The 16,993-nt window shown below is 50.2% G+C and carries 15 protein-coding genes; 13 read left to right on the top strand and 2 right to left on the bottom strand.

The genetic code is table 11. From position 1 onward, the window contains the following. The first annotated feature begins 539 nt into the window (after positions 1-539). The 13 genes from D467_RS0112680 to D467_RS0112620 all read left to right on the top strand — a co-directional run bounded on the left by D467_RS0112680 (position 540) and on the right by D467_RS0112620 (position 14,770). Positions 540-2,252 carry a ubiquinone-dependent pyruvate dehydrogenase gene (locus tag D467_RS0112680; protein WP_018917896.1) on the top strand — a complete coding sequence of 571 codons (1,713 nt, stop codon included), beginning with the start codon at positions 540-542 and terminating at the stop codon, positions 2,250-2,252. A gap of 134 nt (positions 2,253-2,386) precedes the next feature. Continuing rightward, positions 2,387-3,184 (top strand): alpha/beta fold hydrolase, encoded by a 798-nt coding sequence (locus D467_RS0112675; RefSeq protein ID WP_018917895.1) that lies wholly within the window; start codon positions 2,387-2,389, stop codon positions 3,182-3,184. A 9-nt stretch (positions 3,185-3,193) separates the two neighbouring features. Continuing rightward, positions 3,194-3,955: a metallophosphoesterase gene (locus tag D467_RS0112670; protein WP_018917894.1), complete on the top strand. Its 762-nt coding sequence runs from the start codon at positions 3,194-3,196 to the stop codon at positions 3,953-3,955. 292 nt (positions 3,956-4,247) lie between these two features. Then, on the top strand, positions 4,248-5,165 hold the full coding sequence (gene kdgD, locus D467_RS0112665) for a 5-dehydro-4-deoxyglucarate dehydratase (RefSeq protein ID WP_018917893.1): 918 nt from the start codon (positions 4,248-4,250) through the stop codon (positions 5,163-5,165). Between the two features lie 42 nt (positions 5,166-5,207). Further along, the gene (locus tag D467_RS0112660) at positions 5,208-6,200 is read left to right on the top strand and encodes a TRAP transporter substrate-binding protein (protein ID WP_018917892.1); all 993 of its coding nucleotides are present in this window, start codon (positions 5,208-5,210) and stop codon (positions 6,198-6,200) included. A 60-nt stretch (positions 6,201-6,260) separates the two neighbouring features. Continuing rightward, entirely contained in the window at positions 6,261-6,797 is a 537-nt protein-coding gene (locus D467_RS0112655; RefSeq protein ID WP_018917891.1) for a TRAP transporter small permease, read from the top strand. Between the two features lie 3 nt (positions 6,798-6,800). Next, positions 6,801-8,081, top strand: coding sequence for a TRAP transporter large permease (locus D467_RS0112650; protein WP_018917890.1), 1,281 nt, complete (start codon positions 6,801-6,803; stop codon positions 8,079-8,081). A gap of 21 nt (positions 8,082-8,102) precedes the next feature. After that, the gene (locus D467_RS0112645) at positions 8,103-9,239 is read left to right on the top strand and encodes a mandelate racemase/muconate lactonizing enzyme family protein (RefSeq protein ID WP_018917889.1); all 1,137 of its coding nucleotides are present in this window, start codon (positions 8,103-8,105) and stop codon (positions 9,237-9,239) included. A 372-nt stretch (positions 9,240-9,611) separates the two neighbouring features. After that, positions 9,612-11,213, top strand: a complete 1,602-nt coding sequence (locus D467_RS0112640; RefSeq protein WP_018917888.1) for an ABC transporter substrate-binding protein — start codon at positions 9,612-9,614, stop codon at positions 11,211-11,213. 39 nt (positions 11,214-11,252) lie between these two features. Next, complete coding sequence (locus D467_RS0112635; protein ID WP_018917887.1) at positions 11,253-12,269, top strand: ABC transporter permease; 1,017 nt, start codon at positions 11,253-11,255, stop codon at positions 12,267-12,269. Further along, complete coding sequence (gene nikC, locus D467_RS0112630; protein ID WP_018917886.1) at positions 12,269-13,177, top strand: nickel transporter permease; 909 nt, start codon at positions 12,269-12,271, stop codon at positions 13,175-13,177. Before D467_RS0112635 ends, nikC begins: the two co-directional genes overlap by 1 nt. 8 nt (positions 13,178-13,185) lie before the next feature. Next, positions 13,186-14,016 carry an ABC transporter ATP-binding protein gene (locus D467_RS0112625; protein WP_018917885.1) on the top strand — a complete coding sequence of 277 codons (831 nt, stop codon included), beginning with the start codon at positions 13,186-13,188 and terminating at the stop codon, positions 14,014-14,016. A 10-nt stretch (positions 14,017-14,026) separates the two neighbouring features. Continuing rightward, on the top strand, positions 14,027-14,770 hold the full coding sequence (locus D467_RS0112620) for an ABC transporter ATP-binding protein (RefSeq protein WP_018917884.1): 744 nt from the start codon (positions 14,027-14,029) through the stop codon (positions 14,768-14,770). Between the two features lie 143 nt (positions 14,771-14,913). Here D467_RS0112620 and D467_RS0112615 read toward each other — a convergent pair whose 3' ends face one another. Both D467_RS0112615 and D467_RS0112610 read right to left on the bottom strand, forming a co-directional pair. After that, entirely contained in the window at positions 14,914-16,035 is a 1,122-nt protein-coding gene (locus tag D467_RS0112615; RefSeq protein ID WP_018917883.1) for a dienelactone hydrolase family protein, read from the bottom strand. Next, on the bottom strand, positions 16,032-16,937 hold the full coding sequence (locus tag D467_RS0112610) for an alpha/beta hydrolase (RefSeq protein WP_018917882.1): 906 nt from the start codon (positions 16,935-16,937) through the stop codon (positions 16,032-16,034). Before D467_RS0112610 ends, D467_RS0112615 begins: the two co-directional genes overlap by 4 nt. Positions 16,938-16,993: the final 56 nt, after the last annotated feature.

Below are 16,993 nucleotides of genomic sequence, written 5' to 3'. Positions count from 1 at the left end.
ATTTCTTTTGTGCGTCGCAGCATAGGCTGGCGAAGCTAGATGGTAGGCGTTTTTTAAGCCCAAGGATAGGCCAAAAGGTGTAGGTAAAATGCGATGCCATGTAAGCTATTGCTTACAAAATTAGTCGGCAATTGCTTACATCGTTGAATGAAAAAGCTTTTCATAAAAATCAAGGAAGCCATAAAACCCTTTAGCTCCCTTGATTATTTTTTTACACACTGCTTTTAAAACCAGATATTTAGCCTAGATATTCCTTCAATGCATCCATAGCGGCTCGCTGCCATAACGCTTGAAGCCTCCAGAAACACAAAACATCACCATCGTAGGCAGTAAGACATAGAGGTAAGGCCATTATGTAATCTCCTGATAGGGCACCCTGTAAAGTATAGTGGTTATTTGCTGCGATGCAGCATGTGTCTAAAAGATCGGTCTTAGCGACGTTGCGCATACGTAAAAGGAGCAAAGGCGGCAAAAAGGTATTTCACCCGCTAGGCTTTGTAAGCGAGAAACCTTTTTATCTCTGCGAATGGAGTCGCGTCATGAGCGCCAATGTTGCCGAAATAATGGTTGATACGTTACAAAATGCCGGAGCTAAGCGCTGCTACGGGGTAGTGGGGGATACGCTTAACCACTTCACCGATGCGCTACGCCAAAGCGAGATCGAATGGATCGGGGTACGCCATGAAGAAGTCGGTGGTTTTGCGGCAGGTGGTGAAGCCTATTTAACGCAGGAGTTAGCCCTGTGCGCCGGTTCCTGTGGTCCTGGCAGTCTTCATTTTGTAAACGGATTGTTTGATGCCCATCGCAACGGAGCCCCAGTTGTTTTAATCGCCACGCAAGTGCCACAAGAGGAAACCGGAGGCAGCTTTCCTCAGGAAGTGGATCAGGTGCAGATTTTTAAGCAGTACAGCGTGTTTTGCGAAACCCTCGCTTCTCCTGAGCAGGCTCGGCGTATGACCGCGCTGGCGGCACAGGCAGCGCTCGCCAAAGGCGGCGTTGCCGTGATTATTGTGCCCGGCGATGTCATGACGAAAATCCCAGAAAGTGAGCTTGCTTACCGCACGCATCGGTTTGATTATTCGCTGCGTCCGAGTGCCAATGCGTTTGTGCCAGCAGTTAAGGCGCTGAATAAGGGCGGCAAGATTACGATTTTTGCCGGTGCAGGCTGTAGTGAGGCGCGCGAACAGGTAATTGCGCTGGCTGAAAAGCTGCAGGCGCCTGTTGCCTGGACCTCTCGCGCTAAAGATTTTATCGAGTACGACAACCCCTACCAGGTAGGCATGACCGGCGTTTATGGCCTTGAAGGGGGTTACCGCGCGGTTTCCGAGTGCGATACCTTGCTGATGCTAGGCTGCAGTTTTGCTTTTAAGCAGTTCTATCCCGACAGCGCCACGATTATTCAGGTAGATAGCGACCCCACCCAGATTGGCAAACGTTACCCGGTGGATATTGGTATTGTGGGTAGCGCACGTGATACCTGTGAAGCGCTCTCTCAAGTGGTTAAAAGAAACGACAATTCCCGCTGGCTGGAAAAATGCCGCAAGCATTATGCAAAATCCTTGGAGAAGTCGGCGCATGAAAGCCGCGACGATGCGCTTATTCACCCGCAAGAGCTGACGCTGGCAATTGATCGCTTGGCCGCTGATAACGCGCTGTTTACGGCTGATACGGGAAGTGTGACCGTGTGGATGTTGCGCCACATTCTGGCGTCTGGGCAGCGTCGCACGCTGGCAAGCCTACAGCACGGGACGATGGCCAACGCTTATCCCCAGGCATTAGGCATGCAGCTGGCTTACCCGAACCGCCAGGTAATTGCCATGTGCGGTGACGGTGGGTTAAGTATGCTGATGGGCGACCTGCTGACGCTAGTACAGCGTCGTATTCCGCTCAAAATCGTGGTGTACAACAACCGTTCGCTTAGTTTTGTCGAGCTGGAGCAGAAAGTGGAAGGGTTGCTGGATGCTTATACTGAGCTTGAAAACCCTAACTTTGGCGAGGTCGCAACGGCCATGGGACTTTGGGGGCAGCGCGTCGAGCACGAAGATCAGTTGGACGCCGCTATCGGTCAGTGGTTGGCACAGCCAGGCCCCGCGCTTTTGGACGTTGCCGTCAACCCCATGGAGCTGGTGATGCCGCCCAAGGTGGAGGCCGGGCAGGTAGCATCAACCGCGCTTTATTCGGCCAAGGCCGTATTGAGCGGACGCATGGATGACGTCGTGCACTTGGTAAAAAGCAACTTCTTAAAACGCTAAGTGCTCATGCGCTGTTTTGGTGAACAGTTGCGGTGAATTTCGCGGACAGTTTTGGCGTGCTATGTTGTTTTAGGTGCATCATCTAGCTTTTAAAACATTTTAAACAAAAGCCTTAACAACAATAGAGTTACACCATGGCCTCATCAATCACTTATCGCGACCACTGGGTGGACTCGCCCGGTGGTCGCTTGTTTACACGTAGCTGGGAGCCCCTAGCGCGAGTTTCTGATACGCCAATTATTTTATTGCACGACTCCCTTGGCTGTACCGCCTTATGGCGCAGTTTTCCTGTAGCACTATGCGAAAAGACCCGGCTCCGCGTTATCGCCTATGACCGGCTTGGGTTTGGTCAATCAAGCGCCTGTCTTGAGCCGCCACCGTTGAGCTTTATTGACGATGAGCCCGGCACTGATTTTGCCGCTTTATGTGCAGCGCTTGCGATAGACCGCTTTATTGTATTGGGCCATAGCGTGGGCGGCTGCATGGCCATTCACTGTGCTGGCGCTTATGCGTCACGGTGTCTGGGGCTGATTACGATTGCTGCTCAATCGGCTAACGAGGCGCGTACACGTTCTGGTATCGAACAGGCTAAAGCCGCTTTTAAAGCGCCAGAACAGTTCGCCAAGCTGGAGAAGTATCACGGTCATAAAGCCCGCTGGGTGCTAGATGCCTGGGTTAATACGTGGCTGCATCCAGACTTTATCAACTGGTCATTGGTACCCGCGCTTGAACGCGTGCATTGCCCCACATTGGTATTGCACGGCGAGAAAGATGAATATGGCTCGCACCGCCAGCCGGAACGTATTGCTCGTTATATCCAAGGCCCGGCGCACTGCGAAATACTTAAAAACCTTCACCACACCCCTCACCGCGAAGATGAAGCGCAGGTGATCAGGCTTATCGACTCGTTTATCGAAGAGCTTTCCCGTTAAGGAGATTGGATGCGTCTGCGTATTTTATCCGACCTGCACTTGGAGCACTTTGCGGACAGCCGCCCGTTATCCGATGTAAAGGCCGATGTTGTGATGTTAGCGGGGGATATTCATCATAAAGCTGAAGGCTTAATCTGGGCACGGGCGCAGTTTCCCACGCTGCCAATTCTGTTTGTGCCGGGGAACCATGAGTTCTATGGCACCTGTATGCCGCTGATGCGTGAAGAGCTTAAGCAAGAGGCCAAGCGGCTTGATATCGAACTGCTGGATAACCGCGCCGTCACGCTCAACGGCGTACGCTTTTATGGCACGACCCTATGGACCGATTTTGCGCTTTACGCCAGTGATCCAACGAAAAATCCAGCCCATACCGAGTCCAAAGCGCTGCGCTACATGCCCGATTTTAGAATCATCCAAACTTCACCGGGCACGACGTTGACACCCCAAGCGAGTCAGCAGTTGCACACTGAAGCCCTCGCTTGGCTTGAAGGCGAGCTGTCCAAGCCGTTTGATGGCCCCAGGGTAGTGATCAGTCATCATGCGCCGCTTCACCACTGCATTCCTGATCAGTATTTAGGTGATGCGCTATCCCCAGCCTTTGCCTCTCATCTTCCGCAGTTGATGGGCAAAATGGATCTATGGATACACGGTCATGTTCATGAACCGGTGGATCTTATATATGCCGGTACGCACGTGATTGCCAACCCTGGCGGATATCCGGATGAGTTTAATTCACCGCTTTTTAAGCCGGATTTAATCATCAATATTTGATGCCTACCGATATTAAGTTGGTTCCGGCAAAATTGCTTAGGGGCTATTGTTCTCTATGAAGGTGCACCTTCTAGGGCAAAATATTGTTTTTATTGCTTTAAAAAATTACTGGGTTTTTAAAATATATTTTAGACGCTAGCACTTTGGTCGAAGCTTAAAGATTTTTACTTGCAGGCGTTGCGCGTGTTGATTATTTTCTAATTTGTATGATGTATGACAAATTGCTAGTTTACTACGATTTGACCTATCGCCATGTAATTAAACATGGATGAGAAAGCATGAGGACGTTTCTGTGAAATTTTCCAAACAAGAAGTAATACAAGCAGTTGGAGATGGACTACTGTCATTTCCCATTACCGATTTTGATGAGAACGGAAAATTTGACGAAAAAAGCTACCGCGAGCGCTTAGCGTGGTTTATCAGCCACGATATTTCTGCCGTGTTTGTCGCTGGTGGCACGGGCGAATTTTTCAATTTGACGCTTGAAGAGTATCGCCAGATTGTTCGTGTAGCGGTGGAAGTAGTCGACGGTAAGTTGCCGGTAATCGCAAGCGCTGGATTAAGTGTTGAAGCGGGCAAGGCCTTCGCTGATGCTGCCTCTGAAGCCGGTGCCGATGGTATTTTGTTGATGCCCCCGTACCTGACAGAGTGCCCGCAGGATGGGTTAGTCGAGTATGCACGGCAAATTTGTGATGCCACTGATATCAACGTCATTTACTACAACCGTGGTAACGGCATTCTGAATGCCGAGTCGGTGCAAGCGCTCGCGGATGCCTGTCCGAACCTTATCGGTCTAAAAGATGGTAAGGGCGATATCCAGGCGCTCAACAAAATCATTAAAACAGTCGGTGACCGCTTAGTGTATGTGGGTGGTGTGCCTACGGCTGAGATTTTCGCAGAAGCGTATCTATCAATTGGCGTTAACACCTATTCGTCTGCAGTATTCAATTTTGTACCTGATATGGCGGTTACGTTTTATAAAGCGCTTCGCAAAGGCGATAAAAACGTTGTTAAACAAATAACGAACGATTTCTTTATTCCATTTATCGATTTGCGTGATCAAAAAGCTGGTTACGCAGTTAGTTTGATTAAAGAAGGTGCGGATATTATCGGCCGCCCGGCAGGCAGCGTTCGTGCACCATTGACTATGCCAACCCAAGAGCAACGCCAGCAGTTAGAGCGCCTGGTAGGTGTAGCGCGTTCTTTCTAAAAGCTGAAAAAAACCACAAGTAATAATAAGAGGTTTTAAGTGATGAAAACAAAAACTATCCGTCGCCAAGCGCTGTTTGTCCTAACGGGTGTATCGCTGGTAGCTGCTGCTGTCTCTGCCCAGGCCGATAACTGGCGTGGCTGGAATATCCATCCTGATGGTTATCCCAATACGGTAGCGCTTGAAGCGTTTGCCGAAGCAGTCAAAGAGCAGACAGAAGGACGTGTTACTCCGCGCGTTTACAATAATGCTGTATTGGGTGATCAGTCTGACGCGATTGAGCAAACCCGCAATGGCGCGTTGGATTTCGCCAACTTTAATATGGGCCCCATGGGACCCATCGTTAAGGAAACGAACGTTTTCTCGCTGCCTTTCCTGTTTACCGATGTAGATCATATGCATACGGTGATGGATGGCGAGATTGGCCAGCGTTTTGCTGATGCGTTGGAAGATAAAGGTCTGGTAGTGCTTTCCTGGTTCGATTCAGGTGCCAGAAGCATTTACAACACCAAGCACCCGATTAATACCCCTGAAGATGTTCAAGGCTTAAAGATCCGGGTCATGAATAACGATCTTTATGTCGAGATGATGGAAGCACTTGGCGGCAACGCGACGCCAATGGCGTATGGCGAGGTCTACCAGAGCTTAACGACCGGTGTTCTGGACGGTGCTGAAAATAACTATCCCTCCTTTGAATCCAGCAATCACTACGAAGCGGCAGAATACTACTCGTTAACCGAGCATTTGATTATTCCCGAGTGCTTGTGTGTTGCTAAAGCCAGTTGGGACAAGTTATCCGAAGAAGACCAGGAAATTATTCGTGAAGAAGCAATGAATGCTTCCGTCATGCAGCGAGAGCTATGGGTCGAAAGCTCTCAGGAAAGCCGTCAGATTATCCTGGATCATGGCGTGGAAATTAATGAAGTAGAAGATAAAGCGGCTTTTCAGGCATTGATGGAGCCGATGTATGAAAACTTCATCGCCAATAACCCGGGCACGGGTGAGCTAATCGAGGAAATCAGGGCCGCTCAATAATTTTCTTATGTCTTCCTTTCGGCGGCTTAATGCCGCCGAAAGATTAAAAGGAAATGTGTCGTGAGTATAGAAATTGAAACACCCACCAATAGAAAAAGCACGACAAGAGAAGGCTCTGTAGACCGCGTGTTAGACGGCATGGCTGAACTATGCGTGCTTGTAGCGGGTATCATGCTGGTCGTTCTTATTGCTACTTTTGGTTGGCTGGTCTTTGGGCGTTATGTGCTTAACAACACGCCAACCTGGGTAGAGCAAACCTCCCTCGTATTAGTGGTGTATATCACCTGCTTGGGCGCCGCTGCTGGCGTCAGGTATCACAGCCATCTGAATATCGACTTTGTACGTGAGAGTTTCCCTCCTTTTCTGCGCGGATTACTACACCACATCTCGGATCTTTTCATCCTTGTATTTGGTGGTTTTATGGCGGCTCAGGGTTGGAAGCTGGTCATGACAAACATGGAAAGGGCCATTCCGATGATTGGTCTCTCTGAAAGCTGGCGTGCAGCCCCACTAGTGATTTGTGGCGTGCTGATCATGCTGTTTGCAGGGGCGGATATAGTGCAACGATTACTGTCTCGAAACGCTGAGAGGGCATAAGTCATGGGGCTGATGATACTGTTTGGAATTTTCTTTCTCGGCCTTGTCGCAGGTGCACCGGTCGCTTTTGCCGTTGGGCTGGCCGCTGTCGCTACATTTATGTATGAAGGGTTGCCGCTGTTTGTCGCCTTTCAACGCATCTTATCCGGCATTTCCGTTTTTTCGCTACTAGCAATTCCCTTTTTCATTTTTGCCGGTGAGCTGATGCTTCACGGCGGAATTTCAACCCGACTTGTTCGCTTAGCCTCCGCCATGGTGGGAAGGATGCGCGGCGGGCTGGGGATGGTCAATATTAGCTCTTCGATGCTGTTTGGCGGCATCTCGGGCTCGGCGGTAGCCGATACGTCTGCCCTGGGTTCAATTCTTATCCCAGCGATGAAAGAGAAGGGCTATGACGCGGACTACGCGGTTAACGTCACAGTAACTTCGTCGGTCGCCGGTGTAGTCATCCCGCCCAGCCATAACATGATTCTTTATGCTGTAGCAGCGGGAGGCGGTATTTCCGTTACCCAGCTGTTTATCGCCGGTATCGTTCCCGGCATCCTAATGTGCTTGAGCCTGGCCGTGGCCGCTTATGTTGTGGCCGTTAAACGTGGCTATAAAGGCGAGGCATTTCCCGGCTGGCAAGCCCTGCTATTTAGTCTTGTCGCCTCGCTGCCTGGCTTGATGACGGCCGTCATTATTGTAGGCGGCGTTCTTTCAGGCATCTTGACGGTAACCGAGTCCGGTGCCTTTGGCGCCATCTACGCCATTATTGTGACCGGGCTTGTCTACCGTGAGCTTAAGTGGTCATCCTTCAAGGCTGCGGTTATTCAGTCAGTTAAAACCACATCACTGGTCATGATTTTGGTGGGCTGTGCGTCGGCTTTCTCTTATCTGTTGGCGCTCTATAACGTGCCTGAAATGCTGACTACCGGGCTAATGACGATTTCAGATAAGCCTGTTGTTATCTTTTTGATGCTTAACCTGATTCTACTGGTATTGGGCATGATCATGGATATGGCGGCGTTAATCCTGATCTGCACGCCGATCTTCCTGCCGGTCGCCATGCAGTTTGGCATGGACCCCATCCAGTTCGGCATCATCTTGATGATGAATCTGGGGCTGGGATTATGTACCCCGCCGGTAGGCGCGTGCCTGTTTGTGGGCTGCGTGATCGGGAAAATTAAAATTGAGCATGCAGTCCGCACCATCTGGCCTTTCTTCCTGGCGCTGTTTGTAGCGCTAATGCTGGTGACTTACATCCCGGCAGTTTCATTAACGCTACCTGGCCTTTTTAGATAACGCCATGACAGGAAAACAGCCATGAGAATAGAAGCGGTCAAGACTCATATTCTGGATCACAAGCTTGAAACAGCGTTTGAAAGTGCCTCGATGTCGTTTACGCGCCGCCAGCACTGTTTAGTTGAAATCATTTGTGAAGACGGCACCGTGGGGTGGGGAGAGTGTTTAGGTCCCGCACTGCCCAATGCGGCGGTGGTTCAGGTATACGCTCAGGCACTGCTGGGTGAAAACCCGCTGGAAACCGAAAAACTGTGGCTAAAGCTTTACAACCGTCTACGTGATCAGGGCCAGCGTGGCTTAACCATGACTGCCTTGAGCGGCATCGATATTGCGCTGTGGGACATCAAGGGCAAGCACTTCGGCGTACCTGTTTCCACGCTGCTTGGTGGGAGGTTCCGTGAATCTGTGCGCGCCTATGCCACCGGCTCGTTTTGCCGCGAGGGTGTTGAGCGTGTCAGCGACGTAGCGGCGGAAGTGGCGCGCTATCGTCACGAAGGCTTTCATGCAGTAAAGATCAAGATTGGCTTTGATGTTGAAGAAGACCTGAAAGTGATTGAGGCCGTGCGTGAGTCAATCGGACCGGATGTGCGCCTTATGATTGATGCCAACCACGGCTACGACTACCTGGAAGCCATCGAGGTAGGCCAGCGTGCGGCAGCGTTTGGTATCGACTGGTTTGAAGAACCAGTACTGCCTGAACAGATCGATACCTATGCGGCCGTCCGGGCTGGGCAGCCTATCCCAGTGGCTAGTGGTGAGAACTGGCATGGGCGCTACGCCATGCACGAGCCGTTGGCGCGTAGAGTCGTCGATATCGTACAGCCAGACATTTGCGGCGTGGGTGGCTTTAGCGAAATTCGCCGAGTAGCAGACATGGCTGCCATGCACGGCGTAAGGCTAGTACCCCACGTATGGGGTACAGCGGTGTGTCTGGCGGCTAGCCTTCAGTTTATGGCCGCACTCGCGCCTAACCCACCGCGCCGAAAACCGCTTGAACCGATTATGGAATTTGATCGTACTGAAAACCCGTTTCGTCAGGCGGTAGTACAAACCCCCATTGAGCATCAACACGGCGTGATGAACATTCCCGACGGCCCGGGGCTAGGTATTGAAATTAATCGAGAAGCGCTTGCGGCTTATGCGCTAAAGGAAATATAGCGTGCTTGTCTAACCAATAAGCCATTAATCGTAAAGTCTGTTCTGGCTTTGCCTTCAGCTAATCACGGGCGCTACTAGTCGAAAGATTAATAGCGCTTTATTGTGTATATGAAAGCAGCCATAAATTATGGTTGTTAACCATAATTTAGACTAATGGAGAGGTGCAGAGGATTTTTATTAGTAATAAGCTGTTTTAAACATAATATGTATTACTAATTATAAGGCTGCTTATGAATATTGCCGCAATTAATGCATTAATTAATATAAAAAAATCTTGCAATTATACCGGAAATTCCTGGGTAACTAAAAATAGAGATGTCAGCGTGCCTGTAAAGGTTTTTTTGGACTTTACTAAGTGTACTGGAGAGTAGTATGGGTACCTATATCAAATATATGGTCGGCCTGGTGATGCTATTGCTGACCACCGTGGCATATTCTAATACGCCCAGTGATCAGCTTATTATTGCATTAAAGATGAATAATATATTATCACTGGATCCTGCTGCGGCTACAGGTAATGATATCGCCTTTGTTAATGCCAATCTTTATGACACGCTCATTGAACTAGATCCGCGCGATCCAACTATTATCCTGCCCGCAATCGCAAGCGATTGGGAAGTCGCCGATGATGGCATGTCGATTACGTTTATTCTAAACGACAATATCAATTTCCATTCAGGCAATCCGCTCACTGCAGATGACGTAGTTTGGACACTGGAGCGTGTTCTGAGGCTCAATCTAGCGCTTGCGACAACTTGGAAGGCCTTGGGCTATACCCATGAAAATATTTCTGACCTGGTTAGTCAGGTTGGAGAGTACGAATTGGAACTCAAGTTTCCGCGTGAGCTTGATCCGAAACTGGTTATATATACGCTGGCAACCAGCCCCAGCGCCTTTATTATTGATAAACAACGCGTTCTAGAGCATGAACAGAACGGTGATCTAGGCCACCGCTGGCTAACCACCAACTCTGCAGGAAGTGGTGCTTTCACGCTCGATCAGTGGATTCCCCATGACCGAATCATCATGACCAGAAACAATCAGTACTGGGGCGAGCAGCCCAGCCTAGAGCGCGTGGTCATGCGCAATTTAAAAGAGTCTCAGACGATGCGTCTGATGATTGAGCGTGGCGACATCGATGTGGCCATCGGCATGTCGGTTCCTGATATCCGCTCATTGGAAGGTGCCGAGAATGTGGATATTCAAACTACCCCGCGTGGCACGCTCTATTATGTAGCCGTTAGTATGCACAATGACATTCTGGCCAATAAAGAAGTTAGAAAAGCTATTAGGGGTACCATCAATTATGACGGTATCAACAACAGTATTATGCCTTACTACGGCATTTTTCATCAGCGGCCAATAAAGCTTGGCTTGCCGGCGACTCTACCTGAGCCCATGTATTCGGTATCAACAGAGAAGGCGCGAGAGCTGCTGCGCAGTGCCGGTTACGAAAATGGGTTTACTACTACCATAAGAGCGCTTAATGAATCTCCTTTCATTAACGTTGCTATCAATCTACAAAACAATCTTGAGCGCATAGGTATTAACGCAGAAATCATTAGTGGAACCGGTAATCAGGTATATGGGGCCATGCGTGATCGACGCTTTGATATTATCGTAGGGCGAGGAGGCGGTGGTTTTGCACCGCATCCTGATTCCAATCTTACTCCGCTTCTACTTAATCCAGATAATTCAGATGCTGCAAAGCTTACAAACTTTCAGGGCTGGCGAACCGGCTATCAGAATGATCGTATCAATGAACTCATTACAAGCGCAGTTTCTGAATCTGATAGTGCTATACAAAATAGTCTTTATGAAGAAGTCCAAACTATTTATGACCAAGATGTTGGTGCTCTGTTTCCTTTTTCTCAAATGGTAAATACGGTAGCCGTTAGAAGTGAAGTTGAGGGATATTTGGATGATCCCGCCGCCATGACTCGCTTGAGATCAGTTACCAAAAGAGGTGAGTAACCAAATTTATTTCTACTTAAAAAAACGGAGCATATAATAATGATAAGATCACGCTGGTTAGGCGCGGCTAAAAAGCTAGGCGTTATCTTTATAACCCTGTTTGGCCTTTTAACGATGACGTTTGTTATTGGCCGGTTAATGCCAATTGACCCTGTATTGGCGGTCGTTGGCCCCGATGCCGACTCATCGACTTATGAACAGGTTTTTCTGCAAATGGGACTTGATCGTCCTATCTGGGTTCAATACTTCTATTATCTTCAGGATATGCTTTCAGGTGACTTTGGGTATGCCATTTTAACCGGAAGCCCTGTCGTTAACGATATCATTCGTGTGCTGCCCGCCACTATAGAGCTGGCCTCCGTTGCCATCATATTTGGCGTGGGGCTTGGGGTTCCCTTAGGTGTATATGCGGCAACTCATCGAGGCCGATTAGGCGATCACCTGACTCGAATTATTACGCTGTTCGGGTATTCAACACCGGTGTTCTGGGTGGGGATGGTCGGGTTGATAATCTTTTATGCCTGGCTTAACTGGGCTGGAGCCGCAGGAAGAATCGGGTTTGCCTATGATGGAATGTTCGTAAGCTATACCGGTTTCTATCTGATAGACACGCTGCTTTCTGGAAATATCGACGCCTTTATTAGCGCCCTGCGCCATATTGCCTTGCCCGCCTTGATCCTCGGCTTGAATTCAGTCTCTTTCCTTGGACGAATGACGCGCAGCTTCATGCTGGAACAGCTTTCTCAGGAGTATGTGAAAACGGCGCGCGTGAAAGGCCTTTCCGAGCGCAGCGTTATTTGGAAACACGCGTTTAAAAACATTCTAGTGCAGTTGCTGACAATCGTGGCGCTTGCTTATGGCGGCCTGCTGGAAGGGGCAGTGCTTATTGAAACTGTATTTGCTTGGCCCGGCTTTGGGCAGTATCTAACTGATAGCCTCTTGATGGGTGATATGAATGCCGTCATGGCCTCCGTTCTTTTCATTGGCCTTGTATTTGTTTTCCTGAATCTATTATCAGACGTCCTATACAAGCTGTTTGATCCGAGGACTAAATAATGAGAAATGTCGAAACAATCAAAAATCCTGATTACGGTATGGGGCTTCGGGTTAACGTTGAGCCTACTCGAAAAGCGCTGTTCGTTAAGTCATTCAAAAAGCTTTGTAAAAATCCTCTGAGTGCTTCTGGGGTCGTCATCGTTACCTTGCTGCTTATTCTGGCTATAGCAGCACCGCTGATTGCTACCCACGATCCTCTCCAGCAGGATCTGGCCCGCACGCTATCAGCACCTTCCATCGCACATTGGTTTGGTACGGATGAGTATGGACGAGATATTTTTAGCCGCATTGTGTATGGCTCTCGGGTAACGCTGTACATCATATTTCTGGTGACCATCATTGTCGGGCCTATTGGCTTATTGATAGGCACCATGTCCGGCTATTTTGGTGGCTGGATTGATAGTGCTTTTATGCGCGTCACTGATATTTTTATCTCCTTCCCAAGCCTGGTGTTGGCATTGGCATTCGTCGCGGCGCTTGGGCCAGGGCTTGAGCATGCGGTTATCGCTATAGCACTTACCGCATGGCCACCGGTAGCACGCCTTGCCCGTGCAGAAACGCTTACGTTGAGAAATTCAGACTATGTTGTGGCGGCCCAGCTACAAGGGGCTTCATCGTTTCGCATACTCTTTCATTACATCTCATTGATGTGCCTGCCTTCCCTGATCGTCCGCTTAACCATGAACATGGCAACGGTAATCCTGACCGCAGCAGCACTTGGCTTTTTAGGGTTAGGTGCTCAGCCGCCGCTACCTGAGTGGGGCTCCATGATATCAACAGGGCGTAGTTACATGCTTGAGAGCTGGTGGTTAGTCGCTTTCCCAGGGGCCGCCATCATGCTTGTCAGTCTGGCTTTTAATTTGTTAGGTGACGGCCTGCGTGACCTTCTAGACCCACGGACAGAGTGAGATAAGTCATGGATGTATTAACGGTTGAAAAACTGAATGTCTCTTTCCGTACCGATGAAGGTTTAAAACATGCGGTTCGCGATGTCTCTTTCACGCTGAAAAACGAAAAGTTGGCAATTGTTGGCGAGTCGGGCTCAGGAAAATCGACAGTCGGAAAAGCCATCCTGAAGCTGAACCCGTCGTCTTCGATCGTCACGGCTGACAAGCTGCAGTTTAAAGACTGCAATATTTTAACCTGCAATGATAGGCAGATACGTTCAATACGTGGTCAGCATATCTCGATGATTATGCAGGATCCGAAATTCTCGTTGAATCCAGTCATGACGGTAGGTGATCAAATATCCGAGGCGCTCAGGGTTCACCAGAAAATAACTCGGCACGAAGCTAAGAAAGCTGCCATAAAAATGCTTCATGAAGTGAGTATTTCAGACCCTGAGTATGTATATGGCCAGTATCCTCATGAAATATCTGGAGGCATGGGGCAGCGGGTAATGATTGCCATGATGGTAATACCCGAGCCTGACATCATTATCGCCGATGAGCCGACGTCAGCGTTGGATGTGTCAGTGCAACAGGATGTGCTGAATATATTAAATGAGCTCGTGGAAAGAAAAAATATCAGCCTCATATTTGTCAGCCATGACCTGAATCTGGTGAAAAAGTTTTGTGACCGCGTTTTGGTGATGTATGGAGGAAAAGTGGTTGAATCCATAAAGGCCAATGCTCTTTCTAATGCAACCCACCCGTATACCCGTGGGCTGATGGAGTCACTTCCCAGCCTCAAGCATAGACGTGACGTGCTGCCGGTATTGTCTCGAGACCAGCAATGGCTTGCTTAGGAGAAACGCTATGATTTCTATTGATTCGCTATCATTCAAAATCTCGAGTTTGACAAAATCAAAGCGTATTTTAAGTAATATCAACCTCAATATTGAGCGCGGCGAAGCGTTTGGTTTGGTCGGGGAGTCGGGGTCGGGTAAAACCAGCATTCTTAAATGCCTGGCGGGCCAGTTTCAAGGGTGGGAAGGAACCATTCATGTTCAGGGTAAGTCGATTGCCAAGGCATCCTTAAAAGAACGAAGCAACACCATGCAAATGGTATTTCAGGATCCCTATGGTGCTCTTCATCCGCGGCATACTATTAGAAAGATTCTAAATGAACCGCTGGTAATCAAGGGCCTGCAAAATAAAGAGGAGAGGATCGTTGAGGCTTTGGAGCAGGTGGGGCTTGATGAAACATTTCTATCACGCTATCCCCATCAGATATCCGGCGGTCAGCGGCAGCGCGTGGCGATAGCCAGGGCCATCATACTGGATCCTGATATTATTCTGTTGGATGAGCCTACCTCCGCGCTGGACGTTTCTGTTCAGGCCGAGATACTTAATCTTTTAGCGAATTTACGTGCCCGACACAATTTGACTTATCTCATGGTGTCGCATGACCTTGGGGTTATCGCCCACCTTTGTGATCGCGTTGCGGTGATGAAGGCAGGAGAGGTAGTCGAGGTCGTGACCAGAGAAGAGCTTATGGAGGGGAATATAGCCCATCCATACACGCAAACCCTTTTGCAGCATGCTTTTAGTCGCGAATAAAAACCTGAGTCAATAATCAGTGAAGGCGGAGATTCCGCCTTCACTGGTAGCGTATTATTTCTTAAGTTTTAAACAGTTAGATGTTGAGGTACAGATAAGAGGGCGCGTTATGCTAAAACGTATCATAAGATCGCTGAAGTGCATTATCTAATCTGCTCGTCCAGCCAATCAAAAGCAGCATCCTGCATATCGGCCGTAAAGGTATGCGCCTTGCCTTCCCAGAGCCGGGTAGTCAGCGGGGTATCTGATCCATAGGCATCCCAAACCGCCTGCATTTTGGTCATCGCCGCCTGTACGCCGCTTGCCGGGAAAAGCGGATCCTCTTCACCAACGTAAACCAGCATGGGGTTAGGTGCTGCCAGGGCCGCTACATCAGGAAAATCAAGTAAGCTGAGCAGCCCTGGGTGAAGCATGGTAAATGCCGACTGGCCACGCAATTGATTATTGCCCGGCGCCATCAGACTCTTGCTTTCCGCCATCCACCCGTTAGCTACGGTAGCGCTGATAACCGGCGAAAGCGCTGCCACTTGCCAGGCTCTGAACGCGCCCATGGAAAAGCCAACTGCCGTCACTTTCTCCGGGTCGGTTTCCGGCAGGCTGGCGAGAAACTCCGATGCCCGTACGTCCTCGAGTGCCATCAGCCCAGCCATGGACGACCCCAGATTAAAGAGGTTGGCAGCCAGCGCCTGCTGCGCTTCATAACCGTTGCCTTCTCTGTCCCCCCAGCCAAGTGCATCGGTAGCCAGTACGACGTAGCCGCGTTCGGCCAGCCCATCGCCTGGAAACCGGCCGGAGAAGTACTTATCCGACCACTCGGTGGCCGAGACCAGCCGGTCTGCATCGTACCAGGGGCTGATCCATTTCTCTTTGCCAATATCGAAGCGTGAACCATGGTCATGCAGCATCAGCGCCGAGGGAAAAGGGCCTTCTCCTTTTGGGGTCAATAGCAACGCTGTTATGCGGCTTTCATCGGTGATGTTGAAAGCAATGCGTTGAGCGGTATAAGTGCCACGGTCGACTGCGTCAATGACCTCCGCCTGGTAGGGGCGCATGGCGTCATAGGGGAGTATTAGCGAACTCACCTGTGGAAGCACCCGCTCGCGCCACGCGGCTGGATCGCCGCCGTCATAAGCCAGCGGAAACGTCATTCGATCTTTTAATGCTTCAAAGAAATTTGGCAGATTATCTTCCGTTACGCCTCTATTCTCTACCGCGCCAGCTTGGCCTGCGGCAAGCAGTAGTGCCGCTAACAGTACTCTTTTCATTGCTCTTCCTCTGGCATGACGCCTATCTGCGTCATCCACTGGGTTAACAGGCGCGGCCAACCGGCCACCGGCTTGTTCTGGGCACCCGCGATGCCAAAGCCGTGCCCACCGTCACGGAAGATGTGCAGCTCGGCCTTTACTCCCGCTGCGTGAAGCGCGCTGTAAAACGCCACGGCGTTTGCAGGCGGCACGGAAGGGTCGTCGTCGGCCAGTACCAAAAACGTTTCAGGCACATCAGCGTCTACGTACTCTTCAGGAGAATAGTCGCGCTTTTGTTGCGGCGTAGGGCTATCGCCTAGAAGGGCGGCGCGTGAGCCTGCGTGGACGCCTTCATCCTGCATGGTGACAACCGGGTAAATTAGCGCGACAAAATCTGGCCGTGCCGAGATAGCCTGCTCATCGCTATCGGCCGGATACGCTTCTCTTGCATATCCCGTAGCAAGCGAGGCTCCAAGGTGTCCCGCGGCTGAAAATCCCAGAAAGCCGATCCGGCCAGGGTCCAGGCCCCACTCATCAGCGTGCCCGCGTACCAGGCGCATTGCGCGCTGTGCATCGGCCAGCGGTGCATCAGCGCGATTGTCATGTCCTTCACCGGGTAGGCGATAGGTCAGAAGAAAGCTGGTAACACCTAGCGGTGCCAGTGCCTTGGCAATTTCAATACCTTCCTTATCCAGCACTACCCGCCGATAAGAGCCACCCGGGGCGATAATAATGGATGTACCATTGGGATGTTCTGGGATCCAGGCGGTGATACTGGGATCGGCAATGCCGGTAAGCGCACGATCTGCACGGAATAGGTTGCTTGAGCGCTCTTCCACCACGGGTGCCAGGTCGGGTGGTGTGCCTTCAGGGCGCTCGTCCCACAGAGGCAGCACCGCTTCATGCTGTAGCGTCTCGGCCATGGAGGCTCCTGTATTCATCAAGGCGTACAGGGCCAGCGCTAGCCCGACGGATGTCA

It is taken from the genome of Vreelandella zhanjiangensis DSM 21076, assembly GCF_000377665.1.
In the GTDB taxonomy this organism is placed as follows: Bacteria; Pseudomonadota; Gammaproteobacteria; order Pseudomonadales; family Halomonadaceae; genus Vreelandella; species Vreelandella zhanjiangensis.
Note: the sequence above shows the minus strand (reverse complement) of the source record. Positions and strands in the feature narration are given on the sequence as shown.

Excerpts from the sequence above, each read along its gene's own strand:
- D467_RS0112680 (WP_018917896.1), top strand. The coding sequence starts at position 540 with ATGAGCGCCAATGTTGCCGAAATAATGGTTGATACGTTACAAAATGCC.
- D467_RS0112675 (WP_018917895.1), top strand. The coding sequence starts at position 2,387 with ATGGCCTCATCAATCACTTATCGCGACCACTGGGTGGACTCGCCCGGT.
- D467_RS0112670 (WP_018917894.1), top strand. The coding sequence starts at position 3,194 with ATGCGTCTGCGTATTTTATCCGACCTGCACTTGGAGCACTTTGCGGAC.
- D467_RS0112660 (WP_018917892.1), top strand. The coding sequence starts at position 5,208 with ATGAAAACAAAAACTATCCGTCGCCAAGCGCTGTTTGTCCTAACGGGT.
- D467_RS0112650 (WP_018917890.1), top strand. The coding sequence starts at position 6,801 with ATGGGGCTGATGATACTGTTTGGAATTTTCTTTCTCGGCCTTGTCGCA.
- D467_RS0112645 (WP_018917889.1), top strand. The coding sequence starts at position 8,103 with ATGAGAATAGAAGCGGTCAAGACTCATATTCTGGATCACAAGCTTGAA.
- D467_RS0112640 (WP_018917888.1), top strand. The coding sequence starts at position 9,612 with ATGGGTACCTATATCAAATATATGGTCGGCCTGGTGATGCTATTGCTG.
- D467_RS0112635 (WP_018917887.1), top strand. The coding sequence starts at position 11,253 with ATGATAAGATCACGCTGGTTAGGCGCGGCTAAAAAGCTAGGCGTTATC.
- nikC (WP_018917886.1), top strand. The coding sequence starts at position 12,269 with ATGAGAAATGTCGAAACAATCAAAAATCCTGATTACGGTATGGGGCTT.
- D467_RS0112625 (WP_018917885.1), top strand. The coding sequence starts at position 13,186 with ATGGATGTATTAACGGTTGAAAAACTGAATGTCTCTTTCCGTACCGAT.
- D467_RS0112620 (WP_018917884.1), top strand. The coding sequence starts at position 14,027 with ATGATTTCTATTGATTCGCTATCATTCAAAATCTCGAGTTTGACAAAA.
- D467_RS0112615 (WP_018917883.1), bottom strand. The coding sequence starts at position 16,035 with ATGAAAAGAGTACTGTTAGCGGCACTACTGCTTGCCGCAGGCCAAGCT.
- D467_RS0112610 (WP_018917882.1), bottom strand. The coding sequence starts at position 16,937 with ATGGCCGAGACGCTACAGCATGAAGCGGTGCTGCCTCTGTGGGACGAG.